This is a genomic window from Acetobacter vaccinii, from assembly GCF_008365315.1.
GTDB lineage: Bacteria > Pseudomonadota > Alphaproteobacteria > Acetobacterales > Acetobacteraceae > Acetobacter > Acetobacter vaccinii.
This window is the reverse complement of record NZ_CP043506.1, coordinates 245627-272103: the sequence shown is the minus strand read 5'-3', so window position 1 is coordinate 272103 and position 26477 is coordinate 245627. Positions and strand designations below refer to the sequence as shown.

Below are 26477 nucleotides of genomic sequence, written 5' to 3'. Positions count from 1 at the left end.
AGGGCGAGAGCAGGGCGGGGAATACCGCTGGCTCTCGCCCTTTGTGTTTTCAGGGCTGGGTGTTCAGCGGGCAGGTTCCCCGGCAATGGGGGTGCCGCCTTTTTCCACAATCAGGTCATGGATTTCCCGTGCGGCGGCCTGCACGGCGGCTTCATCCTGTCCTTTGGCAATCAGGGCGACACCATAGCTGCCGTCTTCACGGTGGAAGGGGTAGGAGCCAATATCCAGTTGTGGGTAATGGTCCTGCACGTCTTCCAGCCCCTGGGCCAGCGTTCCTTCATACAGTGACAGCGTATGCCATGTTGTGGAGGACACGGGCGGGCCTTTTTTCAGGCTCGGGGCCAGTTCCTCAAACATGGCGCGCATGATGCGGGGCACGCCCGCCATGACATGCACATTGCCAATGCTGAAGCCGGGCGCGAGTGAGACCGGGTTGGCAATGGGTGTTGCCCCACGGGGCAGGTGGGCCATGCGCTGGCGCGCGGTGTTGAACTCCGACTTATGAAAATAGTCTTCCAGCAGGGCGAAGGTCGGGGGGTCAATTTCCCACGGCACCCCAAAGGCCTCGGCCACGCAGGGGGCGGTAATGTCGTCATGGGTGGGGCCAATCCCCCCGGTGGTAAAAACCTCGTCAAAGGCCGCGCGCAGTTCGGTCACGGTGCGGACAATGGTTTCGCGCACATCGGGAATAACCCGGATTTCACGCAGGGGGATGCCAAGTTCCCCCAGTCTGCGGGCCAGGAACTGAATGTTCTCGTCCCGTGTGCGGCCGGAAAGGATCTCGTTGCCGATCAGGATAAGGGCGGATGTGCGGCGCATGGTCTGGCTTTGTCCTTGGGATACGTCGGGACGTCTGTCTGCACAGAGGATGAAGCCATGGACGGGCGGGGTCAATGGCAGGAAAAAATGGCGGCTGGCATGCGCGGCACGCGTTTTTGGATTGACCAGGAGCAGAGCAGTTCATAGCTTCCGCCCATGTCCGAAAGCCAAACACCTCCTGTAGCTGATATTCCGCGCGCCTGGCCTTTTGAGGAGGCGCGCCGACTGGCCGACCATGTAGCCACCCGTGAGGGCGGTGATGACGTGCGCCCGGCCTTGCTGGAAACCGGCTATGGCCCGTCGGGCCTGCCGCATATTGGTACTTTTGGCGAGGTGGCGCGTACCTCCTGGGTACGTCAGGCCTATACGGCGCTGACTGGCCGTCCGTCCCGCCTACTGGCTTTTTCGGACGACATGGACGCCCTGCGCAAGGTGCCCGAAAATGTGCCCCAGCGCGACATGCTGCAAGGGTTTATCGGCCAGCCGCTCTCGCGCGTGCCCGACCCGTTTGGCACGCACGAATCGTTTGCGGCCCATAACAACGCTCGCCTGCGGTCATTTCTTGACGGCTTTGGCTTTGAGTACGAATTTGCGTCCTCCACCGCCTACTACACCTCTGGCCGGTTTGACGCCGCGCTGAAGCGGGTGCTGGAAGTGCATGAGGAAATTCTGGGCGTCATCCTGCCCACCCTGGGGCCGGACCGTCGGGCGACCTATTCCCCCGTTCTGCCGCTGCACCCGCGTACGGGTGAAGTCATGCAGGTCAAGATGGACGCCATCGACCCTGCTGCCGGGACAGTGCGTTGGACCGACCCTGCAACGGGTGAAGTGTTTGAAACGCCCGTAACCGGCGGTCACGCCAAAATGCAGTGGAAGGCCGACTGGGCCATGCGCTGGTATGCGCTGGGCGTTGATTACGAAATGTCAGGCAAGGACCTGATCGACAGCGTACGCCTGTCGGGCAAGATCTGCCGTATTCTGGGGGGCACGGCCCCGGCAGGCCTGACGTATGAACTGTTTCTGGACGAGCAGGGCGGCAAGATCTCCAAATCCAAGGGCAACGGCCTGTCGGTAGAGGAATGGCTGCGCTACGCCCCGCCGGAAAGTCTGGGCCAGTTTATGTTCAACCAGCCCCAGCGCGCCAAGCGGCTGTATTTTGATGTCATTCCCAAAACGGCGGATGACTATCTGACCCATGTTGACAAAGCCCGCGCCCAGCAGGCCGAAAACCCCACAGGTAATGACCTGCGGGCCAACCCGGCGTGGTTTATCCTCAAAGGTCAGGTGGCGGAGGATGCTGGTAGCCCGGTCTCGTTCAGCATGCTGCTTAATCTGGCCAGTGTTGCCAATGCGGAAACGCCCGAAGTGCTGTGGGGCTTTATCCGCCGGTATGACCCAGATGTGTCGGCAGAGAGCCACCCGATGCTGGCCTGCCTGGTTAGCCATGCCATTGCGTATTACGCTGATTTTGTGCGCCCGGCCAAAACCTTCCGTGCGCCGACCGAGCATGAGCGCGGGGCACTGGTTGATCTGGCAGAAGTGCTGCGTGGTTTTGAGGGCGAGGCAGCAGATGCCGCAACCTTGCAGAACCTTGTGTTCGAAGTTGGCAAGCGCCATGGGTTTGAGCCGCTGCGAAGCTGGTTTGGCTGCCTGTATGAGGTTCTGCTGGGCCAGAAGGAAGGGCCGCGCTTTGGCGGTTTTGTTGCCCTGTATGGTGTGGAAGAGACAGTCGCCCTGATTGATGCGGCCCTTCTGCGCGACCGACAGGGCTGAGCAGGGGCCACCGCAGTCATGAAGCGGAACGGCGCACCACAGGACACACCCTCCCCCTTGCAGGCGGCGGAGGCATGTGGCTGGCGCAGATGGTGTAGGCACCTTCCCCATGTGCTGGGGCTGGTGCTGATGGCCGCCGCCATTTTTGTGGTGCAGCACGAACTGCGCCACCTGCGGCTGGCCGATATCAAACAGGCTATGGCGGCAACGCCGGTGTCAGGCATGCTGGCAGCCGCTTTCTGCACCGTGCTGTCCTATTTCATCCTGTCCTTTTACGACAGGCTGGCGGCCATACAGGTGGGGTACAGGCAACTGCCGTTCCGCCGGGCGGCGTTTGCGGCGTTCTGCTCCTACGTGCTGTCGCATAACCTTGGGTTTTCTGCTGTTTCGGGCGCGGCAGTGCGGTACAGGCTGTACCGGAACTGGGGGGTGGACTCCTTTGCCATAACCCAGATTATTGCGTTCTGCTCCGCTACGTATCTGCTGGGTGCCTCCGTGCTGATCGGCGCCGTGCTGATCTGGGAGCCGGGTGTGCTACCGGGGCTTGGCACCCACGTACCCCAGTGGGTGCTGGCGGTTGTGGGGGGGCTGCTCTGGCTGGCGGTTATTGCCTATATCGGGCTGGCCTTCCGGGTGCGGGAGTTCCGCTTCCGCAAATGGGTTGTCGCCCTGCCGTCCCCCGCCATGGCGATCATGCAGACAGGGGTGGCCACGGCGGAGGTGGCGGCAACAGCCAGTATTGCCTTTGTGCTGCTGCCTGCGGGTACAGGGATCGATTTCGGGTCCTTTCTGGCCATTTATCTGGCGTCTTACACAGCCGGGCTGGTGGCCAGCGTTCCGGGTGGGCTGGGTGTGTTTGACGGTGCCATGCTGCTGGCTCTGGGGCCGTATATGCCCGCGCCGCAGATTTTGGGCATGATCCTGATTTTCCGGCTGTTCTACTACATCATCCCGCTATTTTTGGCCGGGATCATGTTTGCCGGGCATGAACTGTTTTTGCGTGGTGATGCCGCGCTGGCCAAGAAAAAAGCCAATGCCGAGGGAACCCAGACTGTTGCGGTGCGCCGCAGGCCCAGCCTTGTGGTGCGTGAGAGTGAAGCTGCATTTTCCGTAGCCGTTGCAACCGGCACAGTGGCCTTGTGTGGCCTGCTGCTGACCTGCCTGACCCTGCTGGCCCCGGCCCCGGTATCCGACGACCTGCCCGGTAGCCTTGCGGCCCTGGCCAGGGTTGGGGGCAACTACCTGCTGTCGCTGATGGGGGTGGTGCTGGTCGGGTTGGCGATCGGGCTGTCACAACGGGTTACGCTGGCATGGCGGGGGGCTTTGTGGTTGCTGCTGGTGGCCTCGGTGCTGACCTTCCTGCGTGGCAATACGCTTGTGGTGCCTGCGGTGCTGGGCCTGTCCACACTGTTCATTGCCCCGTATCGCCATTGTTATTATCGCCGCGCCCGGTTGTTGAGCGAACCCCTGACCCCGAGCACCCTGCTGTGCCTGCTCCTGCTTTTCGGGTGTGTGATTGTGCTGGCCTTGCGCCAGAGCCTGCATGAAAGCTGGTGGCAGATTGTGCTGGCCGGGCAGGTCAAAGGGGCCGTCCGCTGGACTGTGGCTTTGTCGGTCGTGCTGGCCTTGGTGGTGGTGGTGCGGCTGCTGCTGCCTGGCCGCATTGCCGTCCTGCCCTGGACAGAGAAAGCCCATGCCCGTTACCGGGGGCTGGCCCATGCCATGCCTGAGACACCCGATTTTAAACCCGATGGTTTTGTCAGCGGTGATGCGGACGAGGCCATGCTGCCCCTGTTTGTCCGGCAAGGGTGCCTGATCGGTCTGGGTGACCCCGCGGGTGAGGAAGACGACTGCATTTCCGCCATCTGGCGCCTGCGTGATCTGGCTTTGCAGGAAGGTCTAAAGCCTGTTTTCTGGAACGTGGGCGAGCCATTTTTGCGCATTTATGACGACATAGGCCTGAGCGCATGGGCGCTGGAGGATGGCAGCGGCCGACATTTCTGCTACCCTTCAACTGATATGGCTTTTGCCGCGCAATTTGCATTCCAGTGCGCTCATGCAATGGATACAATGACGCAACACGGCACTCAGCCACCTGCTGCTGGCTAGGTGGTTGGCACAATCCGCGACGGGGCATGATGGGGCATTTTCTTCATCTTGATTTGATGAATATAGCAGCGGCCAAATCGACTTTGGCCGCTTTTCTGCTTGCTTTCCCAGCACTGTTTTCCATCGTTAATCCGTTTGGTGCGGCGCTTATTTTCGCACAGGCCACGGCTGGTCGGTCCCAGACCGAAATCATGGGCCTGTCGCGGCTGGTGTCGTTCTATTCCTTCATGCTGCTTATGGTGTCGCTCTGGTTTGGCAGCATGGTGCTGTCGCTGTTCGGCATTACCGTCAACGCCCTGCGTGTGGCGGGTGGGCTTGTCGTGGCCGTAAGAGCATGGGACTTGCTGAACAGCCCGGAAAATGTGGAAGCCCAGAAGGAAAAGCAGGCCTTGCAGGATGGTCGCACCGTCATGGCGGCCAATTGGGCGGATTCTGCGTTTTTTCCTCTGGCTATGCCGTTTACCGTGGGGCCAGGCACCATTGCGGTGGCCATTGCCCTGGGGTCAGGGGCACCGCATGACCAGTCGTTTATAGCCTATGGCATTGGCATCAGCCTGGCCGCTATAGGCGTTGTGGCGCTGATCTGGGCCGCTTATTCCAGCTCGGAAAAAATGGTTTCCATGCTGGGTGTGACTGGCACGCGGATTGTCAGCAGGCTGGCAGCGCTGGTGCTGCTGTGTATCGGGGTGCAAATTCTGGCGGCTGGTGCCCAGGGCTTTATTACCGATATCTGGGCCAACCTGAACCATCCCTCCAGCCCACGCGCGGGCTGAAGGGGCGATGGAGGTTTAGGGCCTATTCCGGCACAAGGGTGCTGACGGTGGCATCATGCGCCGCAAGCACGGTTTTCAGGCGGTCCAGCAGCCGTGTTGCGTTTTCGGCAAAGCCGTAGGGCGGGCGTACAACCAGCAGGCCGGACCCGTTCAACTGGTCTGGATCATGCGGTGGGCGCATCAGCAATTCTGCGGTCAGGACATCCCGCACGCCCGAATCAGCAATCGCAGTCTGAAATGCCCTGACCGGAGTGCGGTGCTTGATGGGGTACCAGATGGCAACGACCGCTGTGGCAAACCGGGTGCGTATGGTCTGGAGCGCTTGCGTCAGACGTTCGAACTCCCCGGCCTCCTCAAAAGGCGGGTCCATCAGGATCAGGCCGCGTTTGATGTCCTTGGGGGGGAGCAGAGCGCGCAGGGCTTCGTAGGCGTCGCGTTCATGCACGGTGGTGTTGGGGGTGCGTGCAAACAGGCGGTAGAGGTCACGCTTGTCCTGCGGGTGCTTTTCGCAACAGATCAGCCTGTCCTGTGGCCGCAGCATCAGCGATGCCAGCAGGGGGGAGCCCGGGTAATACCGTGGGCCACCGGCCTGACGGACCAGATCCAGCCAGGGGGCGAGGGGGCTGTTGGGGGCTTCGTGCGCCAGTCGGCCAATGCCGCTGTGCCATTCGCCTGTTTTTTCCGCTTCAGTGCCTTCAAGGTCATAGCGGCCTGTACCAGCGTGGGTGTCCAGCACTATAAACGGGGCAGGCTTGTGCAGGTAGGACCCAAGCAGGCTGACAAGCAGGGCGTGTTTCATGCAGTCGGCAAAGTTGCCGGCATGGTAGGCGTGTCGGTAATTCATGCTGCGGTTTTTATGGCGGCAATACGCTCGGCCATCTCTTCCAGGGGCCAGCGCGGGCGGGGGCGCATGGCGGTGTCAGTAAAGGGGGTTTTGTGCTGGCGGCTGGCCTCGGCCCAGGTTTCCAGCGCGGCCCATGCGACCATGACGGCATTGTCGGTGCAGAGTCGGAGCGGCGGGGCCGCAAAGCGCAGGCCGCGTTGTGCGGCTGTGGTTTCCAGCGTTGTGCGTAGCAGCGTATTGGCAGCAACACCGCCTGCGGCCACCAGCAGGCCAGCCTGTGGCATCATATCCAGCGCGTGGTTGATGCGGTCTGCCATGACATCGGCCACAGCCTGTTGGAAGGACGCGGCCAGATCGGCAGCAAACTGGCGGGGCAGAGGGGTCTGGCCATAAGGTGCCAGCTTCTGGGCGATGGCGGTCTTCAGACCGGAGAAGGAAAAATCACACCCAGCGCGCCGTAGGAGCGGGCGGGGCAGGGCAATGGCGCTGGGGTTGCCCTCGCGCGCCAGTTTTTCCAGCATGGGGCCGCCGGGCCACCCAAGGCCGAGCATCTTGGCAACCTTGTCAAAGGCCTCACCTGCGGCATCATCAATCGTGCCGCCCAGTTTGCGGTAACGGCCCACGCCTTCAACGGCTATGCACTGGCAGTGCCCGCCTGAGACAAGAACAAGCAGGTGGGGAAAGGGCGCCCCACCGGGTACAAGGCCGGGCAGCCGTGCGGTGAGGGCATGGGCCTCCACATGGTTGACCGCGATAAAGGGGATATCGAGCGCCAGCGCCAGCCCCTTGGCAAAGCCGCTGCCCACGATCAGCCCACCAATAAGCCCCGGCCCCGTGCTGGCGGCGACAAGGGCAAGGGCGGAGGCCTCCAGCCCTGCGTCATTCAGGGTTGCTGCCACAAGGCCCGGCAGCAGCGCCAGATGGGCGCGGGCGGCAATTTCGGGCACGACACCACCAAAATCGGCATGTCCATCCTGCGAGACAACACGCTGGGCCAGAATCGTGCCATCGGGGGCCAGAATGGCGCAGGCGGTTTCGTCACAGGAGGACTCGATGGCCAGCACCGGCCCGGCAGGGGCAGCCCCGTTTGCAGCGTGGTTCATGGACGCATGGCCCAAAAAACTGTATCCATGCCAGCACACAAAAGGTGGACAGGGGCGGAACGCTTTTCCGGTCGCGCAAGTTTTTCAGACCAGCCGGGCTTCATCACATCTTGTCCTTTCTCTCTACCCCGGTAATAGACACATCTTATGGATTCAGCCTACCCTTCCTCCTCCGTCCTTTCGCCAGCCTTGCAGGAAGTTGCCGCGGAAGCGGCAGCCCGCCAGAAGAAACCGAGCGAGCATTCAGGGCGTCATTCCCTGCCATTGCGTGTGGGTACGCGCGGGTCTCCGCTTGCGCTGGTGCAGACGCGCGCGTTCCTGACAACGCTGACCAGGTTCTGCCCGATCCTGCGCGACATGGGGGCGTTCCAGGAGCACCAGATCAACACCACCGGTGACCAGGTGCAAAACCGGAGGTTGGCGGAGATTGGTGGCAAGGGTCTGTTTTCAAAAGAAATTCATGAGGCCCTGTCCGACGGGCGTATTGATTTTGCCGTCCACAGCCTGAAGGACCTGGAAACCACCCTGCCGCCCGGCTTGGTGCTGGCCTGCACACTGCGCCGGGAAGATGCGCGTGATGCGCTTATTCTGGGACCGGACCTAGTGCCGACTGACCCGGATGATCCGTATTCCGCCCTGCCGCAGGGGGCGCTGGTGGGCTGTGCCTCTGTGCGCCGGCAGGCGCAGATGCTCCATGCCCGCCCAGACCTCAGATTCGGCCTGCTGCGCGGCAATGTGCAGACCAGACTCGACAAGCTGGCAGCCCGTCAGTGTGGGGCCACCCTGCTTGCCCTCGCCGGGTTGAAGCGGCTGGGCATGGCTGAACGCGCAACCCTTGTGCTGGACCCGGCCGTGATGGTGCCTGCGGCTGGCCAGGGCATTGTCGGGGTGACAGTCCGTGAGGACGATGTGGAACTGCGCGAACTCCTGGCCGCAATCGAGGATTACGAAGCCCGCGCTGTTGCTACAGCCGAGCGGGCACTGCTGGCGGAGCTTGATGGCTCATGCCGCACCCCTATTGGTGGCTACGCCCAGTTGATCCCTGTTGTGGCGGGGGGCGAGCCGGAACTGCACCTGACAGGCCTTGTTGCGCGTGAGGATGGGTCTTTCCTGCTCCGCCGCACCATTAGCGGTGCGCCAGAAGATGCCGCACGCCTTGGCCGCGATCTTGGTGAAAGCCTGCGCCGGGACAGCCCGGCGGATATTTTCCTGGAAAGCTGAACAATGCCTGCGCGCGGGGTCATCGTCACCCGGCCCGAACCGGGCCTGAGTGAGACCCTTGCAGCAGTGCAGCAGGCAGGCTGGCTGGCTCATGCCTCCCCCTCGTTACGCATTGTGGCGCGGCAGATGCCTGCTGTGGCGCGGACTGTCTCTGCCGTGCTCGTGACCAGCGGGCAGGCGGTACCTGCGGTGCAGGGCGTTGTTCCGCCAGATATGCCCTTTTATGCTGTTGGTGCGCGCACAGCGGCCCGCCTGCGTCAGGTCGGGTTTGCAACTGTGCAAAGTGCCGATGGCAATGCCGAGGCTTTGGCCCATGTGCTGTGCCAGCACCGTACGCCCGCCCAAGGGGCGTTGATGGTACTGTCGGGCCGTGGGCAGGGGGGGGAGTTGGTGCATAGCCTGCGGGGGGCCGGTTTTCGGGTCATACGCAGGGTGGTGTATGACGCCCGGCCGGTTTCCTGCATTGCGCCTGTTGTCACAACTGCTCTGGAGGGCGGACAGGCGGCGGCTGTTCTGTTCTTCTCCGCCCGGAGTGCGGCAAGCTGGTTCGCGGCTTTGCCGGCCTCTGCACAAGTGGCGGCGCGGGCAGTGCGGGCCATCGTTATTTCCCCGGTGGTGGCGCAGGCCGTGCAGGCGCTTGGCTGGCACGGCGTGGTGTCCGTTGCGGCATCCCCCGATGCCGCGGGTATGATGGCGGCGCTGGGGGTGTATTCTGGCCGTGGTGGTGCGGAGCAGGCATAAAAAAAACCCTCCACCCATAGGGCGGAGGGCTGGTTTGCCCGGTTGGACAAAACCGATATCAGGCGTGACCGGCAGCCTGGGGGAAGTCAGCGCGGCGGGCCTGCCACAGAGCCACAAAATCAATGGGCTGCAGCACGATGGGGGGGAAGCCACCATCACGTGTGACATCGCTGATGATGTTGCGGGCGTAGGGGAAGATCAGACGCGGTACTTCCACCAGCAGGATCGGCTCCAGCAGGTCCTGCGGCGGGTTGGTCAGGGTTACAACAGCGGCGTACACCAGTTCGGTAATGAACACGACGCGCCCAGCCTGGCCACCTTCGGTCTCCGGGGCTTCCTTGGCTTCTGCCTTGATGGACAGAACAACCTCGTAAATCATCTGGTCGTCCTGCAGGCGGTTGGCCTGGACGTCGATGTTGACGCCAATCTGAGGCTGGCTGCGGAGCGTTGCAAAAATTTCAGCACCCGCCGGAACCTCAAAGGACAGGTCGCGTGTGTACTGCAGGTTGATGGACAGCGGCAACGCGGGCGGGGTGGGCTGGACAGTTTCAGACATGGATGACCGTTTTCCTACTCTGGGCGTTCTTCAACCCTTCTGCGGTAGCATGCTCCCGGGGCTTAGCCAACACAGTCCTGCCCTGTTGGCGTCAGGGGTGCTGGTGCCGCCATTCCCCATTTTCCAGACTGCGGTCGCTCAGCGCCAGCAGAAACCACCAGTGGGAGACCACAAGCGTCTGCCCCTGCGGGTGGGGGTGGGTTTTGAGTGTGGTGCGGAAGTCCTGTGCACGCTGGTTCAGCGCATGGTCTGGCTCGGGCGGGGGCGACCACCAGTGTTCTGCCAGGTGGCTGAAGTCCAGCGCAGGCCAATCGCCCGCCAGAGTGGAGGCGGGGGTGCCCTCATCGCAGGAAAATAACCCTCTTTCGCGGATCAGTGGAGTAATTTCTGGCACAATTCCCAAGGCGGTGGCCAGCGGGCGGGCAGTTTGCAGAGCCCGCGTAAAGGGCGAGACGAGAATACGCGTAATACCCAGGCCCGTAAGCTGGGGCACCAGTTCCTGCGCGTGGGCCAGACCCCGGGCTGACAGGCCGGGATCGGGCAGGTTGGGGTCACGCCCATGCAGGGTATAGAGGCGGTTGAATTCACTTTCGCAGTGACGCAGGATGATCATGCAGGGTCCGGAGGGTTCTGGGCAGGATAATCCACCCCATGGGGAGGGAACGGCATTGTATCGGCCTGTACACATGACTATGTGGTAAGGTGCACAAAAGGGAAAGCGGGATTCCCCGTGGTATTGGGCCTGTGGCACCCGGCAGGCAGGGTAGATAGGTGGACGTAAGACAGATGGATTTTTCTCTCGGCCATTTCCCGGTCGATCTGGTTCTGCTGGCTCTGGTGGCGGTGTTTCTTGTACTGCGGCTGCGTAGCGTGCTGGGCAAGCGGGTGGGCATCCAGCCGCCTGTGCTGCCAGTGGCACCCCGGCCAGCCATAGCCCCCCATGTGCCCGAAGCGCAGGCGGAACAGGCTGAAACGGTTGCGGTCGAGTACGATATTCCTTCACCAGGCACACGGGTGGGGCAGGTTTTGCAGGCTGTCAGGCAGCAGGACACAACCTTTGCTCCCCAGCAGTTTCTCAACGGTGCGCAGGTGGCCTTTACCCAGGTGGTCAAAGCCTATGCCGATGGCAACCGGGACACGCTCAGGGCGGCACTGGTACCCTCCGTTTACGCCACGTTCGAGGCCGCGATAGCCGCGCGTGAAGCTGCGGGTGAGACCCAGAAGACAGACATCCGGGCTGTGCGTTCCCTCGCTATCGAGGACGCCCGTATTACCCCGCAGGAGGCTGGTACGGTTGTGGCTATTGATGTGCGGATTGTGTCCGATCAGGTCAGTCTGGTGCTGAACAGCGCTGGCCAGCCGGTGACCGGGACAGATGCCGTGACCGAGTTTTCCGACCTGTGGACTTTCGAGCGCATGCCCGGTGTCAGCGGTGGTGCGTGGCGGCTTGCGTCGGCGCGTAGTGCGTGACAGAGGCCGACTCGGCCCGGGCTCCGCGCCTGAGGCGGTACAGAATTGGATTGCAGGAAATAGTGCGTGGTGACTGCCTGCGTGTGCTCAAGCGCATGCAGGAGCACAGCGTTGATGTAGTGGTGACATCACCACCCTATAATATCGGCCTGTCCTACCGGAGCTACCCCGACCGCAGGGCAGAGGAAGACTATCTGGACTGGATGGTGGCCATTGGCACGCAGTTGCGGCGTGTGCTCAAGCCCGATGGGTCGTTTTTTCTCAACATTTCGGGTTCGTCCGCCCAGCCATGGCTGCCGTTTGAACTGGCCGTGCGCCTGCGTGCGCTGTTTGTGCTGCAAAACCATATTTCATGGGTCAAATCCATTTCCGTGGGTGTGGACAGCTTTGGTCATTTCAAACCCATGAATAGCCAGCGCTACCTGCACCGCGGGCATGAGCATGTGTTCCACTTTACATGCGATGGCACGGTCCAGCTCGACCGGCTGGGGGCGGGGGTGCCCTACAAGGACAAATCCAACATTGCCCGGCGCGGTCATTCGCAGGACAGGCGCTGCCGGGGGGATGCCTGGTTTATCCCCTACCAGACCGTGCGGGGGCGGGCTGAAAAGTTCGATCATCCGGGCACATTTCCCGTGGCTCTGCCTGAGCAGTGCATTCTTTTGCATGGGCGCGAGCAGGCCCATGTGCTGGACCCTTTCATGGGTACGGGCACAACGTTGCTGGCGGCCCAGAACCTGGGCTGCACCGGGGTCGGGATTGATATTGATGCCGACTACGTGGCGGTTGCGCGTGCGCGCCTGCGGGATGCCATGGCGGGGCGTAGCGAATGATTATCGATTGAATAAATCATTTTTGTAAAAATAATCGTTTTGACATTTCATCCTGCGACCCACACAAGGGGGCAGTCCGCATAACGGCGGTCTGACACACAGCAGGAGGTCGAGTGGTGAAACGGATACTGGTGGCTCTGGCCGGTGCGGGTATTGTGGCGTATGGCGGCACTGTTGCGTTTTTGCAGCATTTCGACCACGAGACTGCGCCAGTGCTTTCCGCGGCATCCCCCACGCGGCATAACCCGGTGGCTCTGGCCGCCTTTGATGTGCTGAGCAACGCACGCTGTGATTACTGCCACGCCCAGGGCCGTGATCTGCCGTTCTATTTCAAGCTGCCCCTGGCCCATACGCTGATGGAGCGTGATCTGACACAGGGGCTGCGGCACTTCCGTATTGAGCCGGTGCTGGAAGCCTTCGAGCAGGGGAAACCGCCGTCGGAAGAGCAGCTGTCGCGGATTGAGGAAGTCATTCTGCAAAACCGTATGCCGCCCGCACAGTATCTGCTGCTGCACTGGCATGCCTATCTGACAGCCGCCGACCGTCAGGCCGTGCTGACATGGGTGGCTGACACACGGCGGCACTATTATGCAAACACCGGCGCGGCAGCAGCCTTTACAGCCGAGCCTGTACGCCCTGTGCCCGCCAGCGTGCCGGTCAATCAGGCGCAGGTTGTGCTGGGGCAGAAGCTGTTTTTTGACAAAGGTCTGTCGGGCGACGGCACTTTAAGCTGTGCAAGCTGCCACGGGCTGGAAACGGGCGGCGTGGATAATCTGGTCACCGCGACCGGTATTGGCGGGCAGAAAGGGCCAATCAATGTCCCGTCTGTCTATAATGCCTATTTCAAGATCGCGCAGTTCTGGAACGGGCGTGCAGCCGATCTGGCCGAGCAGGCCGCAGGTCCGGTGATGAACCCGCTGGAAATGGGCTCGCACGACTGGACGCAGGTTGCTGACAAGCTGGATGCCGACAAAGCCTATACGCCCCTGTTCCAGGCGGCTTTTGGGCCTGATGCCAAGATTGACAAACAGACCATTACGACCGCGATTGCCGAGTTTGAAAAAACCCTGATCACCCCGGACAGCCCCTTTGATGAGTATCTGAAAGGGCAGAAGAACGCGATCAGCCCGGAGGCCCAGCGGGGGTATGAGCGCTTCAAGGCCATAGGCTGCGCGGGCTGCCATAGCGGTATTGCTCTGGGTGGTGGCGCTTATGAGGTCATGGGGCTGGAGGGTGACTACTTCAAGGATCGTGGTGGCCCGCTGACAGATGCTGACAAAGGCCGCTACACAGTCACCAACAAGGCCGAGGATCAGTCGCGTTTTGTGGTGCCGACCCTGCGGAACATCGCCCTGACGGCTCCGTATTTCCACGACGGCAGTGCCAAGACGTTGGAACAGGCGGTGCGTGAGATGGCGCGTTACCAGACCCCCGACCATACACCGTCGGAGCAGGACGTGACCGATATTGTCGCGTTCCTCAAAACTTTGACAGGGCGTTATCAGGGGCACTCTCTGGACGACATGCACCACTAAAAAGCAGGTGCGGCAGCCCGTTATGTTTCCATGCTGGTCAAAACCCGGCATGGGGGCACAAAAAGCCCCAAGGGTGGCAACGTAACGCCCACTTGCGGCGTTGTGGCTTGAAAAACGGTCCGGCAGTAGGCGATAACCCTACTGACCGGGCTGTTTTGTTATGGGGTGGCCCACAGGCCATATTACCAGCCAGAGGTTGGTGAATGGAGCGTAGGGTGAGCAGACGCAGCAGACAGTTGGGGGAAGAGGAAAAGGCACTCTGGGCGCTGGTGGTGCGGGATGTCGCACCCTTGCGGGTGATTATGCCCCCCTCTTTACCCCCGGTGGAGGTCACAGCGCCCGTAGCGGGTGCCGTGCCGCCTGCGGGGAGCCCGGTACGCTTTGCGCGTCATTTTTCTCCTGCAATTCCACCACCATCCTTGCCTACGGAGCCTGCGGTTAGGCTGCTGCTGGCTACAAAACTGGCGGACAGTATAGGGCAGCGCCAGCCAGGGATGGATGATTATAGCTGGCGTCGGTTTTCGCAGGGGGGCATGCGGGTGGATAGCCGTCTGGACCTGCACGGTATGGTGGCGCAGGACGCTTTTCGCAGGCTTATGGAGTTCATGGATGTCGCATGGCGGCGCGGGGCCCGCTGTGTCGAGATCATTACCGGACTAGGCTCGGGCGAGGAGGGCGGTATTCTACGCAGGGAGTTGCCCGTCTGGTTGGAAAGGCCAGAAATCCGCCACCGCATTCTGGGCACGACTTATCCTCATGCGGGTAATCGGGGGTCGGTGCGGGTACTGCTTAAGCGGCGTAAAAGCAAATAAGTGATCGCTGGTGGCTTAGGTCTTGCCCCGCAGCGCCATGTCCCGCCATTGCGGCAGGTTACTTGCCAGCCAGCGGCGCAGGGCCATGATAACCGTGGTGTCAGGCATGAGCTGGCTATACAGGGCCATGCAGTCCGCGCCCGTCAGCAGGGTTTGCCTGTCCGCACTGGCAGCCTGACGGACTTGTGGCATGGCCGCGCAAATTTCTGCGGCATTACGCCACCGGGCGACGGTTGCGGGCTGGCTGAGCAGGGGCAGTAGCAGAACAGCCTTGGTATTGGCGGCAGCAGTAGCGGCCAGCCAGGCCTGAGCCAGCGGTGTTAGCGCAGCTTTTGGTCTTTCCTGTTGCAGGATGCTCATAAAATCAGGGGGCAGGCCGGTCATGTCGGTCTGAGTGCCCGTGTGGGTCGTGTTTAAAAACAGCGGTCCAAACCCCTGCTGCGCCAGTGCGGCCGCGCGTTCAGGAAACTGGGGGTCCAGCGGGAGTTGAATGGCATCTACCGTGCCTGCGGTCAGCGCCGCCATGGCGGCCTCTGGCGTTGCCTGGCCTGTTATGGGCTGGGGGCGCAGGCCCAGCAGCTCAAAGGCCAGCAGCATGGGCAGTTCCAGCCCGGTGGGGCTGGACACGGCAACCCGTGTGCGGTGGTTGCCCAGCATGGTGCCAAGTGAGCGGTGCAGCGCCACACGGCCGATTGTTACCGTGGGTTGGCAGACGCTCAATATAGCCAGCCAGCGTTGGTAGTCATAATGCACACGGCTGTCGCCCACCATGGCCGCCAGCATGGCGGAGCCGGGGGCGATCAGGGCCAGGGGGGAGGTGGCACTTTGCTGGCGGGTTTCAAACAGGTTGGCACCTGTCACACCGTCCCAGCCAGTGGTGGGTTGAAGCTGGAAGCTGTCGTTATGGTGCAGTGCCTGCGCCATAAGGGGGGTCATCAGGCTTGCCCAGCGCCCGCACAGGGTTTCTGCCGTGCCTGCAATAATAATCCGCCCTTCCGCTGTGCCTGGTGGCGTATTGGGCAGAGGGGAATCGGCCAGCACTTCCTGCCCATGCGCCGATGACACCGCCAAGGCACTGCCCGCCAGACCACCCATGAAAAGGCGGCGCGACAGCACGGGCAGGCGTGGTGTGGAGGTCTTGGTATGAGTGTGGGCGGTGTCAGGCGCGGGCAAGCATTATGGTCCTGTTTCTGTTCAGCGGGGCATCCTACGCCAGATTGTTGGCAGAATCACGGCACTTTGTATTACGGCCATTTTACTTCGGGCGGCATGCTCATCAGAATCGCTTCTGTATTGCCGCCGGTTTTCAGGCCAAAAAGTGTGCCCCGGTCGTGCAGCAGGTTAAATTCCACATACCGGCCACGGCGGATCAACTGGGCATCGCGCTCGGCGGGGGTCCAGGGTTGCATCATGCGGCTACGGATGATGTCGGGGTAGGATGACAGGAAAGCCAGCCCCACATCGCGCGTGAAGGCAAAGTCCATCTCCGGTTTGCCGCTATCCAGCTTGTCGTAGAAAATACCCCCCAGACCACGCGGTTCATTGCGGTGTGGCAGGTGGAAGTATTTGTCACACCAGGCTTTGAAGCGCGGGTAATACTCCGGGTCATGCGTGGCGCAGGCCTGAGCGAAGGAGGCATGGAAGCGCTCTGCATCCTCCAGCGCCTGTGCGCTTTCTGGGAACATGGGGGTAATATCCCCCCCACCGCCAAACCAGCCCTGTGTTGTAATGATCAGCCGTGTATTGAAATGCGCTGCAGGGACGAGCGGATTGCACAGATGCGCCACAAGGCTGATGCCGGTGGCAAAAAAATGAGGGTTTTCAGAAGCACCAGGAATGGTGGTGGCAAAGTCGGGCGGGAAGGTGCCTTCCACGGTGGAGACATTCACGCCCACTTTTTCAAACACCCGGCCGCGCATCAGGCTCATGACCCCGCCACCGCCGGGGGTGCCGTCCTCATTCTGGCGCTGCCAGGCTTTGCGCTCAAAGCGGCCAGCCTGCACACGGTCTGCCAGAACGGGGCTGTTGCCTTCCACGGCTTCGGTTTCCAGTTGCTCAAACGCCGCGCAAATCCGGTCGCGCAGGGTCTCAAACCAGTGGCGGGCGCTGTCGCGCAGGGTGTCGTGGGTGGGAACGGTGGCAGGCGTGCTGGGGGTCATGGGTGGGTGGCTCTTCTGTTCTTGTCCTGTGTGTCAGCCAGGGCGCAGACTCGCCCAGGCAGGCAGGGCTCTAGGGGTGCGCTCCTCTGGCGGTCATTGCAAGACGTGCCCGTTCCCCGGTAAACCGGTGCCGCGCCTGATGGGGCGTGGCTGAGGCAGGGGACAGGGCACCATGGCTGGCGGAAAACCACCAGAACATACGGCGCACGACAGCGCGCAACCACTGGCACAACAGGGGGCGGCGTGGCTACGGGGTTACGCGGGCCTGCCATTGCCCCGGGACCTTAACTGGGCCTGGACTCTGGGGGCCATGCTGGTTGCCGTGCTGGTGCTTATGCTGATGACCGGGCTGGTGCTGACCCTGGGCTATACGCCAGATGCGGGGCTGGCATTTGGCAGTGTCGAGGCTCTGGAGCGGCGCTTTCCCTATGGCTGGTTAATGCGCGGGCTGCATATGACCGGGGCGTCCTTCTGCATGCTGGTGCTGTACGGGCATATCCTGCGGGGGCTTTATTATCGTTGCTACCTGGCCACACACCAGCGGGTGTGGCTGGGGGGCTGTGGTCTTATGGCGCTGCTGATGGTGACAGCCTTTGCTGGTTATGTGCTGCCATGGGGGCAAATGTCCTATTGGGGGGCAGATGTGGCCAGCAAGGCGGTTGGGGCCATACCAGTGCTGGGGCCGGAGCTGGAAGGGATTTTTCTGGGCGGCTCAAGCCCGGGCACACCGACCCTGCACCGTATGTTTACCCTGCATTTTCTGCTGGCCTTCGTGATTGTGGGTGGTGTTGTGCTGCATGTGGCCATGGTGCATGGGCGTGGCAGCTCCAGCCCCTCCGGGCGGACGATGCGTGATGTCGGTAGCCTGCCGTTCCACCCTTATTTTACAGTGCGCGACATGCTGGCGGTGGTCGTGCTGGCATTGGCTTTTGTGCTGGTGCTGTGTTTCTGGCCGGGCCTGATTATCGAGCCCGCCAATTATCGCCCGGCAAACCCGCTGCATACGCCTGCTGATATTGAGCCCGCATGGTACTTCCTGCCTTTTTACGGCATGATGCAGGTTATTCCGTCGCGTCTGTTTGGCATGGTGCTGTCAGGTGGGGCAGTCGCGATTTTGTTTGCGGTGCCCTGGCTGGACAAGGGCCGGGCCGGGCAGGGGGCGACTGGTGTGGGGCGGGTAGCGGCTTTTGTTGCACTGGCCTGTCTTGTCGGGGGGGCTGTGCTTGTGGCGGCTGCCGGGCGGCACCATGTGGCTGGGGGGTGGCTTCTGGCCGGGCGTTTGGGTTGTGCGCTGTATTACGCCTATTTTTTACTTTTTCTGCCTCTGCGTAGCCGCATGGCGGGGGAGGGAGCGTGATGGTGCTATCCCGACACGCAGGTATGGGGCCTGTAGTCTCCCGTTTTGCAGCCATCATGGTGGCATGTGCTGCCCCGGTCTGGGCCAATGCGGCGGAAGGGCCAAAGCCCGCCCCCCCGCAGGCATGGTCGTTCAAGGGGCCGCTGGGGCATTTTGACCTGGCCGCCGTCCAGCGTGGCTACGGCGTTTATGCCGCTGTCTGTGCCACCTGCCATGGTCTGGCACAGGTGCATTTTTCTGACCTTGCCGATATGGGGCTGGATTCCGAGCAGGTTCTGGCACTGGCCGCAAGCTGGCGCGTGCCTGACGGGTTGGACGCCCATAACCACCTGCAATATCGGAAAGGGCGACCGGATGATGCCTTCCCGATGCCCTTTGGCAGTCCGGCGGCAGCCAAGGCCGCTAATGGCGGGATTGTTCCCCCTGATCTTTCCCGCATGGTCTCGGTTTATCCTGGCGGGGCCGACCGTGTGTATGCGTTGCTAACCGGCTTTGCCCCCGATGCCCGACATGTTGAGGGTAAGGGTTTTGCAAACCCCTATGCCATTGGGCATTTTACGGCCATGCCACCGCCCTGGCATGAGGGCGCGCTCCACTATGCGGATGGCACGGAGCCGACCGTGCAGCAGCAGGCTCGGGATGTCACAACATTTCTTGCATGGGTTTCCGCGCCACATCAGGACACCAGGCATCGGCTGGGGGTAGGTGCGGGGCTGTATCTGTGCTTTCTTGCGCTTCTGTTTGTGCTTTTGAACCGGAGAGTCTGGTCTGATGTCAGAAAATGAAACACTGGAACCCGTAATCGGCCTGATCGGTGGGTCGGGCCTGTACGATATTGACGGCCTGGAAGACAAGGAATGGCGCACGGTTGAAACCCCCTGGGGCAGCCCGTCCGACCAGTTGCTGTTTGGCCGTCTGGATGGTGTGCGCTGCGTGTTTCTGCCCCGTCATGGCCGGGGGCACCCCATTCCGCCCTCACGCCTGAACTACCGGGCCAACATTGCCGCACTGAAAATGTCTGGTGTGACGGATATCGTCTCGCTCTCCGCCGTGGGGTCGTTGAAGGAAGAACTGCCGCCTGGCCGTTTTGTCATTATCGACCAGTTTATTGACCGCACCATCGCGCGTGAAAAAAGCTTTTTTGACACTGGCTGCGTAGCCCATGTGTCCATGGCGGACCCGCTGTGCTCCCGCGTGGGCGATGTGCTGGAGGCCGAAGCCCGCAAGCAGGGGATGGATGTTACCCGTGGCGGCACCTATCTGGTTATGGAAGGCCCGCAGTTTTCCACCCGTGCGGAAAGCGAACTGTACCGCACATGGGGTTGCTCGGTCATTGGCATGACCAACATGCCTGAAGCCAGCCTGGCCCGGGAAGCTGAGATCTGCTACGCGACCGTCGCCATGGTGACGGATTATGACTGCTGGCATACCGAGCATGACAATGTGAGCGTGGATAGCGTGGTCAAGATCATGCAGGCCAACTCCGCCAAAGCAAAAGCACTGGTCAAGGCAGTTATCCCGGCTCTTGGGGGTAAGGCCCGCCATACGTGCCAGGCCGGGTGTGACCGTTCCCTGGAATACGCGCTGATTACCGCGCCCGATGCGCGCGACCCAGAACTGATCAGCAAGCTCAAGACAGTGGCCGGGCGCGTTCTGTAAAAGACGTCTCAAGCCGGTCTGCACGAAACGCCTGCCAGTCCCATGGCAGGCGTTTTTGTATGGGCACACAGCAGGGGGAATGGTGAGGCATGCACAGAACTGAGTTCTATATTTTTGTTGGTTTGACGGCCGTGCTGGGCGGCGCACTGTTTTACGCACATGCGTCATTCACGCATATGCATAGCGGGTGCGTGCTGGGGATGTGTTTCTAGCACTTACGTGGTGGCCGTGCTCAGGCGCAGTGCGCCAGCCGTGTCCGTGGGGAGGTTGGACCGCGTTTTGAACGCAGGCTGCTGCATGGTGGGCTATCACTGTGCCGACATCAGCAAGGTGATGTGTATGCAGTTATTCCTGCAAAACAGCAGAACCACACTTTTTAAATTGTATTGGAAAACATGGTGGAGGGGGTTGGATTCGAACCAACGTAGGCGTACGCCAGCGGATTTACAGTCCGCCCCCTTTAGCCACTCGGGCACCCCTCCATCGTGTTGGCAATCACCTACCCGTCTGCGTGAGTCCTGTCAATGCTTGGAATGATTTTTCTTTTACGCACAGGCTGTTCAGGGCAGGGGCGTTCAAATCGGGGTTTCTTTGCCGCTCCGGGGTGGACAGCTTCCAGCTTAGGGAGAATGGTGCTGCCATCTGTCCTGAGCATCTAAAAACGGGAAAAAGACGAGTGAGCATTCATAGCACGGTCCGACGGCACACCCCACGGTCTCTGGCCGCGCTGGATGCGCCTATTGTGGCGCTGACGGCCTACACCACACCCATGGCCCGCCTGCTTGACCCCCATTGCGACCTGCTGCTGGTTGGGGATTCTCTGGGCATGGTCGTGTACGGTATGGAGTCCACTCTGGCGGTCACGCCGGATATGATGGTGGCGCACGCTCAGGCCGTGGTGCGTGGGAGCCAGCGGGCCTGTGTGGCGGTCGATCTGCCTTTTGGCAGCTATCAGGAAAGCCCCCAGCAGGCCTTCCGTGTTGCGGCGGATATCATGGCCAGAAGTGGCGCAGGCTGCGTCAAGCTGGAAGGGGGCTTGGAAATGGCAGAGACAATCCATTTCCTCGTCACACGGGGTATTCCGGTTATTGGCCATATCGGCCTCAAACCACAGGCTGTGCATACGCATGGTGGCTTCCGCACCGTCGGGCGTGGGGACGAGGCAGAACAGATTATGGAAGATGCGGTAGCTGTGGCGCAGGCAGGCGCTGCCCTTATAGTGATTGAAAGCACGTACGAGCCACTGTCCCGTAAGATCGCCCAAAAGTTGTCAGTGCCGACAATCGGTATCGGGGCTTCCCCGGCCTGTGGCGGGCAGGTGCTGGTTGCCGAGGATATGCTGGGCCTGTTCGGGACCTTCACCCCCCGTTTTGTCCGGCGCTTTGCCGAACTGGGGCGTGAGGTGGATAGCGCGGTAGCAGCCTATGCGCAGGCTGTGCGTGAACGCAGCTTTCCGGGGCCTGCGGAATGTGTGGGCATGCCCGTAGAGGATTGAAAATCTGCCCCAAGCCAAATCTGGGGCTGAGATAAAAGCTTTTGGGTGTCGCCTTTTTTCAAAAAGGCGACGTTACCCTGACGGCTCACGAAACCAGCCATCCCAGAAATGTGGGAGAATAGGCTGAGTATCGCGTTGGCGGGGCAGTGCACACGCTAGCGCGCCAAGCAGATGGTGCCCCTTGCCCAGGCCGTGTGCGGCAAGTGCAAGAGGCCAGCCGCCTTACTGGTAGCGGGCCAGCCACCACCCGTAGGAAGGCGGCAGTACCTTGGCGGCATTGGGGGCATGCAGGACACGAGCGGCTTCCTGCGGCCAGTGCGGGTTGGCCAGCAGCGGGCGACCCAGGGTAACCAGATCGAGCACATCGTTGCGCACCAGGGCATCAGCCTGACGACCTTCGCTGATATACCAGGACGTAGTGGCGGCAATACCGGCTTCCTTGCGGACGCGGGCGGCAATCGGCGCCATGAAGGCTGGCCCCCAGGGGATTTTGGCTTCGGGGGTGGAAAAGCCGATGCTGACATCGATGAAATCAAGCCCAAGGGCTTTCATTTTCCGCACAAGGTCGATCGATTCCGCAAGGGTTTCCTCGTCCTTGCCATCAAACTCGATCACGCCAAAACGCGCGCTCAGCGGCAGGTTTTCAGGCCACACAGCGCGTACGGCTTCCAGTGTTTCCAGCAGGAAACGGCCCCGGTTTTCCGCGCTGCCACCATAGGAGTCGGTGCGCTGGTTGGAATGGGTGGACCAGAAGCTCTGTGCCAGATAGCCATGGGCAAAATGCAGCATCAGGGACTGGAACCCGGCATCACGCGCGCGTTCGGCTGCCCGCACAAAGTCGGCTTTCACGCGGGCAATGTCGTCCAGTGTCATGGCCTGTGGGACGCGGGGCAGGTTCTGGCCAAAAGCAACGGCGGAGGGGGCAATGGGCTGCCAGCTACGCGGGTCGGAAGCGGGAATATGGTCGTCCCCTTCCCACGGCACATTGGCGCTGGCTTTGCGGCCTGCATGGGCAAGCTGAATACCGGCAATGGCACCGGCCTTGCGAATGCTTGCAGCAATGGGGGCAAAAGCTTCGGCCTGAGTGTCGTTCCACAAACCAGGGCAGTGGGGGGAAATGCGGCCCTCGGGCGAGACTGCGGTGGCCTCGATCGTGACCAGACCCGCCCCACCCCGTGCGAGGGAGGTATAATGCACACTGTGCCAGTCGTTGGGTACACCGTCCTGTGCCATATACTGGCACATGGGACCAACGGCGATACGGTTGCGGAGAATGACATCCTTGAGGGTATAAGGATCGAAAAGAGCAGGCATATCCTGTATGTCCCTTTTGAGAGCGGGCGTAAGGCCTCAATAGTTCGACTTTAATGGAACTATTGGGCAAAGCAAGGGAAAAAGCTATAGGCTGTGGCTATGAGACAGTACCAGCACCCCGATATTGCGGATATCCAACTCCTTCAGGTGCTGCATGCGCTTGCCGATCCGTTCCGCCTTGGCATTGTGTACAAGCTGGCGATTACACAGCCCCAAAGCTGTGCCGCGCTGGATGATGGACGGCCCAAGTCCTCGGTGTCGCACCATTTTGCGGTGTTGCGCCGCGCTGGGGTTTTGCGCACCGAGGTTGTGGGCGTGACCCATATGAACAGTCTGCGGGAGCAGGAACTGGAGGTGCGCTTTCCGGGCCTGCTGGCTTCTGTTCTGGCCAGCCTGCTCCGTGATGGCGGGACGTGCGCCGAAGAGTGATGCTGTAAGCTGGTGCCGTGGGCTGTTGTCTTTGAAGCTTTTTGCAAAAAGCGTTCTCAGAAACCTTTGAGAATTTATGGTTTTTTTGATCGTGTCTAAAACCTTCGCCTAGGGCACAAGCACGGCGGCCCCTTCAAAACGGCCATGCCGCAGGTCATCCAGCGCTGTGTTGGCGTCTTGCAGGGCGTAGCGCGTTGTTGTGGTGCGAATATCCATGCGCGCTGCCAGGCCAAGAAAATCCAGACCGTCCTGGCGGGTTAGATTGGCGACGGACACCAATTCCCGTTCCTCCCACAGCAGGTCGTAGGAAAACGCGGGGATTGTGCTCATGTGTATGCCCGCACACACAACTCGCCCGCCCTTACGCACGGCCCGCAATGCGGCGGGTACTAAAGTGCCATCAGGGGCAAAAATAATGGCGGCGTCCAGCGCGTCTGGCGGTAGGGACTCCGAGCCCCCTGCCCAGCAGGCCCCCAGGCTTCTGGCAAACTCCTGCGTGCGTGTATCGGCCGGGCGGGTAAAGGCGTAGGCCTGCCTGCCCTGATGGGCCAGCACCTGTGTGAGGATATGGGCGGCGGACCCAAAGCCGTAGAGCCCGATTCTCTGGGCATCCTGTGCTTTGCCCAAGGCCCGCCAGCCAATTAGCCCGGCGCAGAGGAGGGGGGCAAGGGCCACATCGTCTCCCTTTTCACCCAGTGGGAAGGTAAAACGGGCATCGGCCACGGCCAGTGTGGCGTATCCACCGTCGCGCGTGTAGCCGGTAAATTGCGGGTGGTCGCACAGGTTTTCGTGCTGGCTGGTGCAGTAGGGGCAGTGGCCGCAGGTATGCCCCAGCCACGGTATGCCCACGCGCTGCCCAACAGAAAGGGAACTGACCGCGGCCCCCAGGCGGTCAATTCGCCCGATAATCTGATGGCCGGGAATAATCGGCACTGTCGGGTGGGGGAGTTCCCCATCCACCACATGCAGGTCGGTGCGGCAGACCCCGCAGGCCAGTACCTTGACGCGTATTTCCCCCGGTCCGGGGGTGGGGTCTGGTACGTTTTCCCAGCGCAGGGGCGTACCCGGCGCGTGCAGGCGCATGGCAAACATGGTCAACAGCCCTCCCGTTTTCATGGCCCGGTAGATGATGAGCCACGCGCAGGCTACCACGCTTTGTAGGGAGGGTGTCCTTGATCTGGCTCAGTCGAGACAGGCTGACAGAAAAGCCACTTACCTGCGGTCAGGGCTGGGAATGGGCCAGTGGGCGTTATGTCCGGCGTGTCGCAACCCAGCACAGCACAGACCCACCACAGACCATGCCTGCCCCCAGCCAGAAGGTGACCGTTAGGTGGGTCTGTAGCAGGAACGCAGCAAAAGCCGCCGAAAGAACAGGGATGAAGTAGGATGCCCCGGCAAGGAGTGTCCGGTTGCCATGTAAAATACCCGTATTCCAGGCAGCGTATCCGGCTGCCATTGCGGCGGCTCCGCCCAGCAGGTGTACGATAGCGGTGCCATTGGGCATGACCATGCTGTCACTGCTGAGCAGAAATTTACCCCACAGGATCGTCGCCACAACGACAAAGAAAAGAGGCACGTAATTTTTGCCGCCCGACATTCTGGCGGCAAGCGTGCAGTACAGCGTCCATAAAATGGCAGAAGACAATGCCAGACCATAACTCAGCGGATTGGAGGCGATGTCTCTGTAGATTGCCGCAAATTCAATACCATGCCCTTCTGCTAGCACCCGGAAGACACCGGCAGCCGACATAAGCACACCGGGGATAATCAGCAGTGTCGGCCGCCGCCCGTTGAGCAGTATGAACGCGATCATGGTAAAGGTCGGCCACAGGTAATTGATCATACTGACTTCAATGGCCTGATGGTTATTGACCGCATAACCAATCGATAATGAAAATGTCAGCTCCGTGCCGGTAAATAATACGCCCCCCAACAGTAGATACCGATAAGAGATCGTTTTGAAATCGACCCGGCCCGGCAGCAGGAACAGCAGAGCAGAGGCAACAGTATACATCAGCGCCATGCCACCAACCGGGCCATAGTCATTGCTGATACTGCGTACCCACCCGACAGCCAGACTCCATGACATAATGGCCGTCAGCCCGATCAGGGTGGCGCGGTGTTCTTTGGTGAGGGCACTGGAGCGAGAGTTTTGAATGGTGGGCATAGGTCACAGACCCTGATGGACCTGCCTCAGGAGAGGAGGTCGGGCGGTTTGTTGGTTCTTCCCGCGCATATAGCGTCGGTGGAGAGTCCGCTAGTCTGAAAGACGTAGGCGCTCTCTATTCTTTCCAGAGCGGGCAAAAAGCCGACAGTGGTGTGGTAGGTTGCGCGTTGAGTAGCCTTGAGGTGTCTGGCCAGAGCTTTCGCTCATCAAGTCTTACAAGGCTGCTTCGCTCCCGCATGTTGCCATCATCTGATCGGGCGCGGCTGTGGGCGCGGTCGCACAGTCTGTGCAGGTTATCCTATTATTTCAAGAAAACCGTATCAGTCCCCGTAGCCCTGTGGGTGGGCCTTGCGCCAGAGGAAGGCGGTTTCGACAATAGCGTCGATGGAGGTGAAAGCAGGGGTCCAGCCAGTTGCCGCGTGCAGGCGGGCGGGGCTTGCAACCAGCCGGGCCGGGTCGCCCAGTCTGCGTGGACCAGCAACCCAGGGTACATCCAGACCGCTGGCGCGCTGGACTGCGGTGATGATCTCCCGGTTGGAATTACCCAGCCCGGTGCCGATGTTGAACACAACACTCCGCTCATTCAACAGGGGCAGCACAGCCAGATGCGCCCGTGCCAGGTCCGAGACATGCACGTAGTCGCGGACACAGGTACCGTCGGGGGTTGGGTAATCATCCCCAAACAGGGTCAGGGCCGGGCGACGGCCCAGAGCCGCATCAATAACCAGTGGGATCAGATGGGTCTCGGGCCTGTGGTCTTCCCCCGCGCGGCCCGCCGGGTCGGCTCCTGCGGCGTTGAAGTAGCGCAGGCAGGCGCTTTTGAGGCCATGGATTCTGTCCGCCCAGTACAGGGCGCGCTCCACCATCAACTTGCTTTCCCCATAAGGGGAGCCGGGGGACAGGGGGGTGTCCTCGTCAATCAATGCCGTGGGGGCCGCATCGAACAGGTTGGCGGTGGAGGAAAAAACAAAGCGCTGCACCCCATGGCGGATACAGGCATCAATCAGCCCGTACCCATATCCGGCATTGACCTGCATGTACTGCATGGGGTGCAGCATGCTTTCCCCCACAAGGGACAGGGCCGCAAAATGCAGCACGCCGTCCCATGGGCCACGGGACAGAACACGGTCGAGGCAGGCAGAGTCGCCTATGTCCCCCAGAATAAAGGTGGCGGCAGGTGGCACAGCGGCCCGGTGGCCGGTGCGCAGGTTATCAAGCACCACCACATCGTGCCCGTCGTCCAGAAGGGCCAGGACAACATGGCTGCCGATATATCCGGCGCCTCCGGTAACAAGAAAGCGGGCCATG

At 61.3% G+C, this 26477-nt stretch carries 25 protein-coding genes and 1 tRNA gene; 14 read left to right on the top strand and 12 right to left on the bottom strand.

The features are described from left to right. Positions 1-63: 63 nt before the first annotated feature. On the bottom strand, positions 64-819 hold the full coding sequence (locus FLP30_RS01185; RefSeq protein WP_149277985.1) for a competence/damage-inducible protein A: 756 nt from the start codon (positions 817-819) through the stop codon (positions 64-66). Between the two features lie 156 nt (positions 820-975). Between FLP30_RS01185 and FLP30_RS01180 the strand changes: the two genes are divergently transcribed. Genes FLP30_RS01180 through FLP30_RS01170 form a run of 3 tightly spaced genes read left to right on the top strand, consistent with a single transcriptional unit; the run spans position 976 to position 5474 of the window. Next, positions 976-2592 carry a lysine--tRNA ligase gene (locus FLP30_RS01180; protein WP_149277984.1) on the top strand — a complete coding sequence of 539 codons (1617 nt, stop codon included), beginning with the start codon at positions 976-978 and terminating at the stop codon, positions 2590-2592. 18 nt (positions 2593-2610) lie between these two features. Beyond that, the gene (locus tag FLP30_RS01175; protein ID WP_149277983.1) at positions 2611-4701 is read left to right on the top strand and encodes a lysylphosphatidylglycerol synthase domain-containing protein; all 2091 of its coding nucleotides are present in this window, start codon (positions 2611-2613) and stop codon (positions 4699-4701) included. 56 nt (positions 4702-4757) lie between these two features. After that, on the top strand, positions 4758-5474 hold the full coding sequence (locus FLP30_RS01170) for a MarC family protein (protein ID WP_149277982.1): 717 nt from the start codon (positions 4758-4760) through the stop codon (positions 5472-5474). A 22-nt stretch (positions 5475-5496) separates the two neighbouring features. On the opposite strand, the gene FLP30_RS01165 is transcribed toward FLP30_RS01170, so the two are convergent. Beyond that, positions 5497-6318 (bottom strand): 23S rRNA (adenine(2030)-N(6))-methyltransferase RlmJ, encoded by an 822-nt coding sequence (locus FLP30_RS01165; RefSeq protein WP_149277981.1) that lies wholly within the window; start codon positions 6316-6318, stop codon positions 5497-5499. Next, on the bottom strand, positions 6315-7421 hold the full coding sequence (gene tsaD / locus FLP30_RS01160; protein WP_149277980.1) for a tRNA (adenosine(37)-N6)-threonylcarbamoyltransferase complex transferase subunit TsaD: 1107 nt from the start codon (positions 7419-7421) through the stop codon (positions 6315-6317). The genes FLP30_RS01165 and tsaD overlap by 4 nt, the downstream gene beginning before the upstream one ends. A gap of 147 nt (positions 7422-7568) precedes the next feature. Here tsaD and hemC point away from each other — a divergent pair, with 147 nt between their 5' ends. Both hemC and FLP30_RS01150 read left to right on the top strand, forming a co-directional pair. After that, on the top strand, positions 7569-8642 hold the full coding sequence (gene hemC / locus FLP30_RS01155; RefSeq protein ID WP_149277979.1) for a hydroxymethylbilane synthase: 1074 nt from the start codon (positions 7569-7571) through the stop codon (positions 8640-8642). Between the two features lie 3 nt (positions 8643-8645). Beyond that, entirely contained in the window at positions 8646-9383 is a 738-nt protein-coding gene (locus FLP30_RS01150; protein ID WP_149277978.1) for a uroporphyrinogen-III synthase, read from the top strand. Between the two features lie 58 nt (positions 9384-9441). Here FLP30_RS01150 and secB read toward each other — a convergent pair whose 3' ends face one another. Together secB and FLP30_RS01140 are read right to left on the bottom strand one after the other, a co-directional pair. Continuing rightward, positions 9442-9939: a protein-export chaperone SecB gene (gene secB / locus FLP30_RS01145; RefSeq protein ID WP_149277977.1), complete on the bottom strand. Its 498-nt coding sequence runs from the start codon at positions 9937-9939 to the stop codon at positions 9442-9444. Between the two features lie 91 nt (positions 9940-10030). Further along, positions 10031-10552, bottom strand: a complete 522-nt coding sequence (locus FLP30_RS01140; RefSeq protein ID WP_149277976.1) for a histidine phosphatase family protein — start codon at positions 10550-10552, stop codon at positions 10031-10033. Positions 10553-10725: 173 nt separating this feature from the next. Between FLP30_RS01140 and FLP30_RS01135 the strand changes: the two genes are divergently transcribed. The 4 genes from FLP30_RS01135 to FLP30_RS01120 all read left to right on the top strand — a co-directional run bounded on the left by FLP30_RS01135 (position 10726) and on the right by FLP30_RS01120 (position 14589). After that, a complete protein-coding gene (locus FLP30_RS01135) occupies positions 10726-11409 on the top strand; it encodes a Tim44/TimA family putative adaptor protein (RefSeq protein WP_149277975.1) in 684 nt (227 codons plus the stop codon). Between the two features lie 62 nt (positions 11410-11471). Further along, a complete protein-coding gene (locus tag FLP30_RS01130) occupies positions 11472-12242 on the top strand; it encodes a DNA-methyltransferase (protein ID WP_408834550.1) in 771 nt (256 codons plus the stop codon). 116 nt (positions 12243-12358) lie between these two features. Beyond that, positions 12359-13777 (top strand): cytochrome-c peroxidase, encoded by a 1419-nt coding sequence (locus FLP30_RS01125; RefSeq protein ID WP_149277973.1) that lies wholly within the window; start codon positions 12359-12361, stop codon positions 13775-13777. A 215-nt stretch (positions 13778-13992) separates the two neighbouring features. Next, positions 13993-14589, top strand: a complete 597-nt coding sequence (locus FLP30_RS01120) for a Smr/MutS family protein (RefSeq protein ID WP_149277972.1) — start codon at positions 13993-13995, stop codon at positions 14587-14589. 15 nt (positions 14590-14604) lie between these two features. Here the strand turns inward: FLP30_RS01120 and FLP30_RS01115 are convergent, their stop codons facing one another. Beyond that, entirely contained in the window at positions 14605-15762 is a 1158-nt protein-coding gene (locus FLP30_RS01115) for a hypothetical protein (RefSeq protein WP_149277971.1), read from the bottom strand. A 71-nt stretch (positions 15763-15833) separates the two neighbouring features. Continuing rightward, on the bottom strand, positions 15834-16748 hold the full coding sequence (hemF, locus tag FLP30_RS01110; protein ID WP_149277970.1) for an oxygen-dependent coproporphyrinogen oxidase: 915 nt from the start codon (positions 16746-16748) through the stop codon (positions 15834-15836). Between the two features lie 172 nt (positions 16749-16920). Here hemF and FLP30_RS01105 point away from each other — a divergent pair, with 172 nt between their 5' ends. From FLP30_RS01105 to FLP30_RS01095, 3 genes are read left to right on the top strand one after another with little or no spacing between them, the layout of a single operon-like run. Then, on the top strand, positions 16921-18105 hold the full coding sequence (locus FLP30_RS01105) for a cytochrome b (protein ID WP_149277969.1): 1185 nt from the start codon (positions 16921-16923) through the stop codon (positions 18103-18105). Positions 18106-18161: 56 nt separating this feature from the next. Then, the gene (locus FLP30_RS01100; protein WP_338028490.1) at positions 18162-18890 is read left to right on the top strand and encodes a cytochrome c1; all 729 of its coding nucleotides are present in this window, start codon (positions 18162-18164) and stop codon (positions 18888-18890) included. Then, positions 18877-19764 (top strand): S-methyl-5'-thioadenosine phosphorylase, encoded by an 888-nt coding sequence (locus FLP30_RS01095; protein WP_149277967.1) that lies wholly within the window; start codon positions 18877-18879, stop codon positions 19762-19764. The genes FLP30_RS01100 and FLP30_RS01095 overlap by 14 nt, the downstream gene beginning before the upstream one ends. A 396-nt stretch (positions 19765-20160) precedes the next feature. Here the strand turns inward: FLP30_RS01095 and FLP30_RS01090 are convergent. Then, a tRNA-Tyr gene (locus FLP30_RS01090) sits at positions 20161-20246 on the bottom strand. A 194-nt stretch (positions 20247-20440) separates the two neighbouring features. Here FLP30_RS01090 and panB point away from each other — a divergent pair. After that, positions 20441-21259 (top strand): 3-methyl-2-oxobutanoate hydroxymethyltransferase, encoded by an 819-nt coding sequence (panB, locus tag FLP30_RS01085; RefSeq protein ID WP_168200026.1) that lies wholly within the window; start codon positions 20441-20443, stop codon positions 21257-21259. Positions 21260-21481: 222 nt separating this feature from the next. Here panB and FLP30_RS01080 read toward each other — a convergent pair whose 3' ends face one another. Next, positions 21482-22573: an NADH:flavin oxidoreductase/NADH oxidase gene (locus FLP30_RS01080; RefSeq protein WP_149277966.1), complete on the bottom strand. Its 1092-nt coding sequence runs from the start codon at positions 22571-22573 to the stop codon at positions 21482-21484. 99 nt (positions 22574-22672) lie between these two features. Between FLP30_RS01080 and FLP30_RS01075 the strand changes: the two genes are divergently transcribed. Then, entirely contained in the window at positions 22673-23002 is a 330-nt protein-coding gene (locus FLP30_RS01075) for an ArsR/SmtB family transcription factor (RefSeq protein ID WP_149277965.1), read from the top strand. Between the two features lie 108 nt (positions 23003-23110). Here FLP30_RS01075 and FLP30_RS01070 read toward each other — a convergent pair whose 3' ends face one another. From FLP30_RS01070 to galE, 3 genes are all read right to left on the bottom strand, one after another. Next, a complete protein-coding gene (locus tag FLP30_RS01070; RefSeq protein WP_149280138.1) occupies positions 23111-24094 on the bottom strand; it encodes a zinc-dependent alcohol dehydrogenase family protein in 984 nt (327 codons plus the stop codon). 157 nt (positions 24095-24251) lie between these two features. Next, entirely contained in the window at positions 24252-25169 is a 918-nt protein-coding gene (gene yddG / locus FLP30_RS01065) for an aromatic amino acid DMT transporter YddG (RefSeq protein WP_149277964.1), read from the bottom strand. A gap of 320 nt (positions 25170-25489) precedes the next feature. Then, the gene (galE, locus tag FLP30_RS01060) at positions 25490-26476 is read right to left on the bottom strand and encodes a UDP-glucose 4-epimerase GalE (protein WP_149277963.1); all 987 of its coding nucleotides are present in this window, start codon (positions 26474-26476) and stop codon (positions 25490-25492) included. Position 26477: the final 1 nt, after the last annotated feature.

What these genes read in the sequence shown, in the direction of transcription:
- FLP30_RS01185 (WP_149277985.1), bottom strand. Translation starts at nt 819, where the DNA reads ATGCGCCGCACATCCGCCCTTATCCTGATCGGCAACGAGATCCTTTCC.
- FLP30_RS01180 (WP_149277984.1), top strand. Translation starts at nt 976, where the DNA reads ATGTCCGAAAGCCAAACACCTCCTGTAGCTGATATTCCGCGCGCCTGG.
- FLP30_RS01175 (WP_149277983.1), top strand. Translation starts at nt 2,611, where the DNA reads ATGAAGCGGAACGGCGCACCACAGGACACACCCTCCCCCTTGCAGGCG.
- FLP30_RS01170 (WP_149277982.1), top strand. Translation starts at nt 4,758, where the DNA reads ATGAATATAGCAGCGGCCAAATCGACTTTGGCCGCTTTTCTGCTTGCT.
- FLP30_RS01165 (WP_149277981.1), bottom strand. Translation starts at nt 6,318, where the DNA reads ATGAATTACCGACACGCCTACCATGCCGGCAACTTTGCCGACTGCATG.
- tsaD (WP_149277980.1), bottom strand. Translation starts at nt 7,421, where the DNA reads ATGAACCACGCTGCAAACGGGGCTGCCCCTGCCGGGCCGGTGCTGGCC.
- hemC (WP_149277979.1), top strand. Translation starts at nt 7,569, where the DNA reads ATGGATTCAGCCTACCCTTCCTCCTCCGTCCTTTCGCCAGCCTTGCAG.
- FLP30_RS01150 (WP_149277978.1), top strand. Translation starts at nt 8,646, where the DNA reads ATGCCTGCGCGCGGGGTCATCGTCACCCGGCCCGAACCGGGCCTGAGT.
- secB (WP_149277977.1), bottom strand. Translation starts at nt 9,939, where the DNA reads ATGTCTGAAACTGTCCAGCCCACCCCGCCCGCGTTGCCGCTGTCCATC.
- FLP30_RS01140 (WP_149277976.1), bottom strand. Translation starts at nt 10,552, where the DNA reads ATGATCATCCTGCGTCACTGCGAAAGTGAATTCAACCGCCTCTATACC.
- FLP30_RS01135 (WP_149277975.1), top strand. Translation starts at nt 10,726, where the DNA reads ATGGATTTTTCTCTCGGCCATTTCCCGGTCGATCTGGTTCTGCTGGCT.
- hemF (WP_149277970.1), bottom strand. Translation starts at nt 16,748, where the DNA reads ATGACCCCCAGCACGCCTGCCACCGTTCCCACCCACGACACCCTGCGC.
- FLP30_RS01105 (WP_149277969.1), top strand. Translation starts at nt 16,921, where the DNA reads ATGGCTGGCGGAAAACCACCAGAACATACGGCGCACGACAGCGCGCAA.
- FLP30_RS01100 (WP_338028490.1), top strand. Translation starts at nt 18,162, where the DNA reads ATGGTGGCATGTGCTGCCCCGGTCTGGGCCAATGCGGCGGAAGGGCCA.
- FLP30_RS01095 (WP_149277967.1), top strand. Translation starts at nt 18,877, where the DNA reads ATGTCAGAAAATGAAACACTGGAACCCGTAATCGGCCTGATCGGTGGG.
- FLP30_RS01080 (WP_149277966.1), bottom strand. Translation starts at nt 22,573, where the DNA reads ATGCCTGCTCTTTTCGATCCTTATACCCTCAAGGATGTCATTCTCCGC.
- FLP30_RS01075 (WP_149277965.1), top strand. Translation starts at nt 22,673, where the DNA reads ATGAGACAGTACCAGCACCCCGATATTGCGGATATCCAACTCCTTCAG.
- FLP30_RS01070 (WP_149280138.1), bottom strand. Translation starts at nt 24,094, where the DNA reads ATGTTTGCCATGCGCCTGCACGCGCCGGGTACGCCCCTGCGCTGGGAA.
- yddG (WP_149277964.1), bottom strand. Translation starts at nt 25,169, where the DNA reads ATGCCCACCATTCAAAACTCTCGCTCCAGTGCCCTCACCAAAGAACAC.
- galE (WP_149277963.1), bottom strand. Translation starts at nt 26,476, where the DNA reads ATGGCCCGCTTTCTTGTTACCGGAGGCGCCGGATATATCGGCAGCCAT.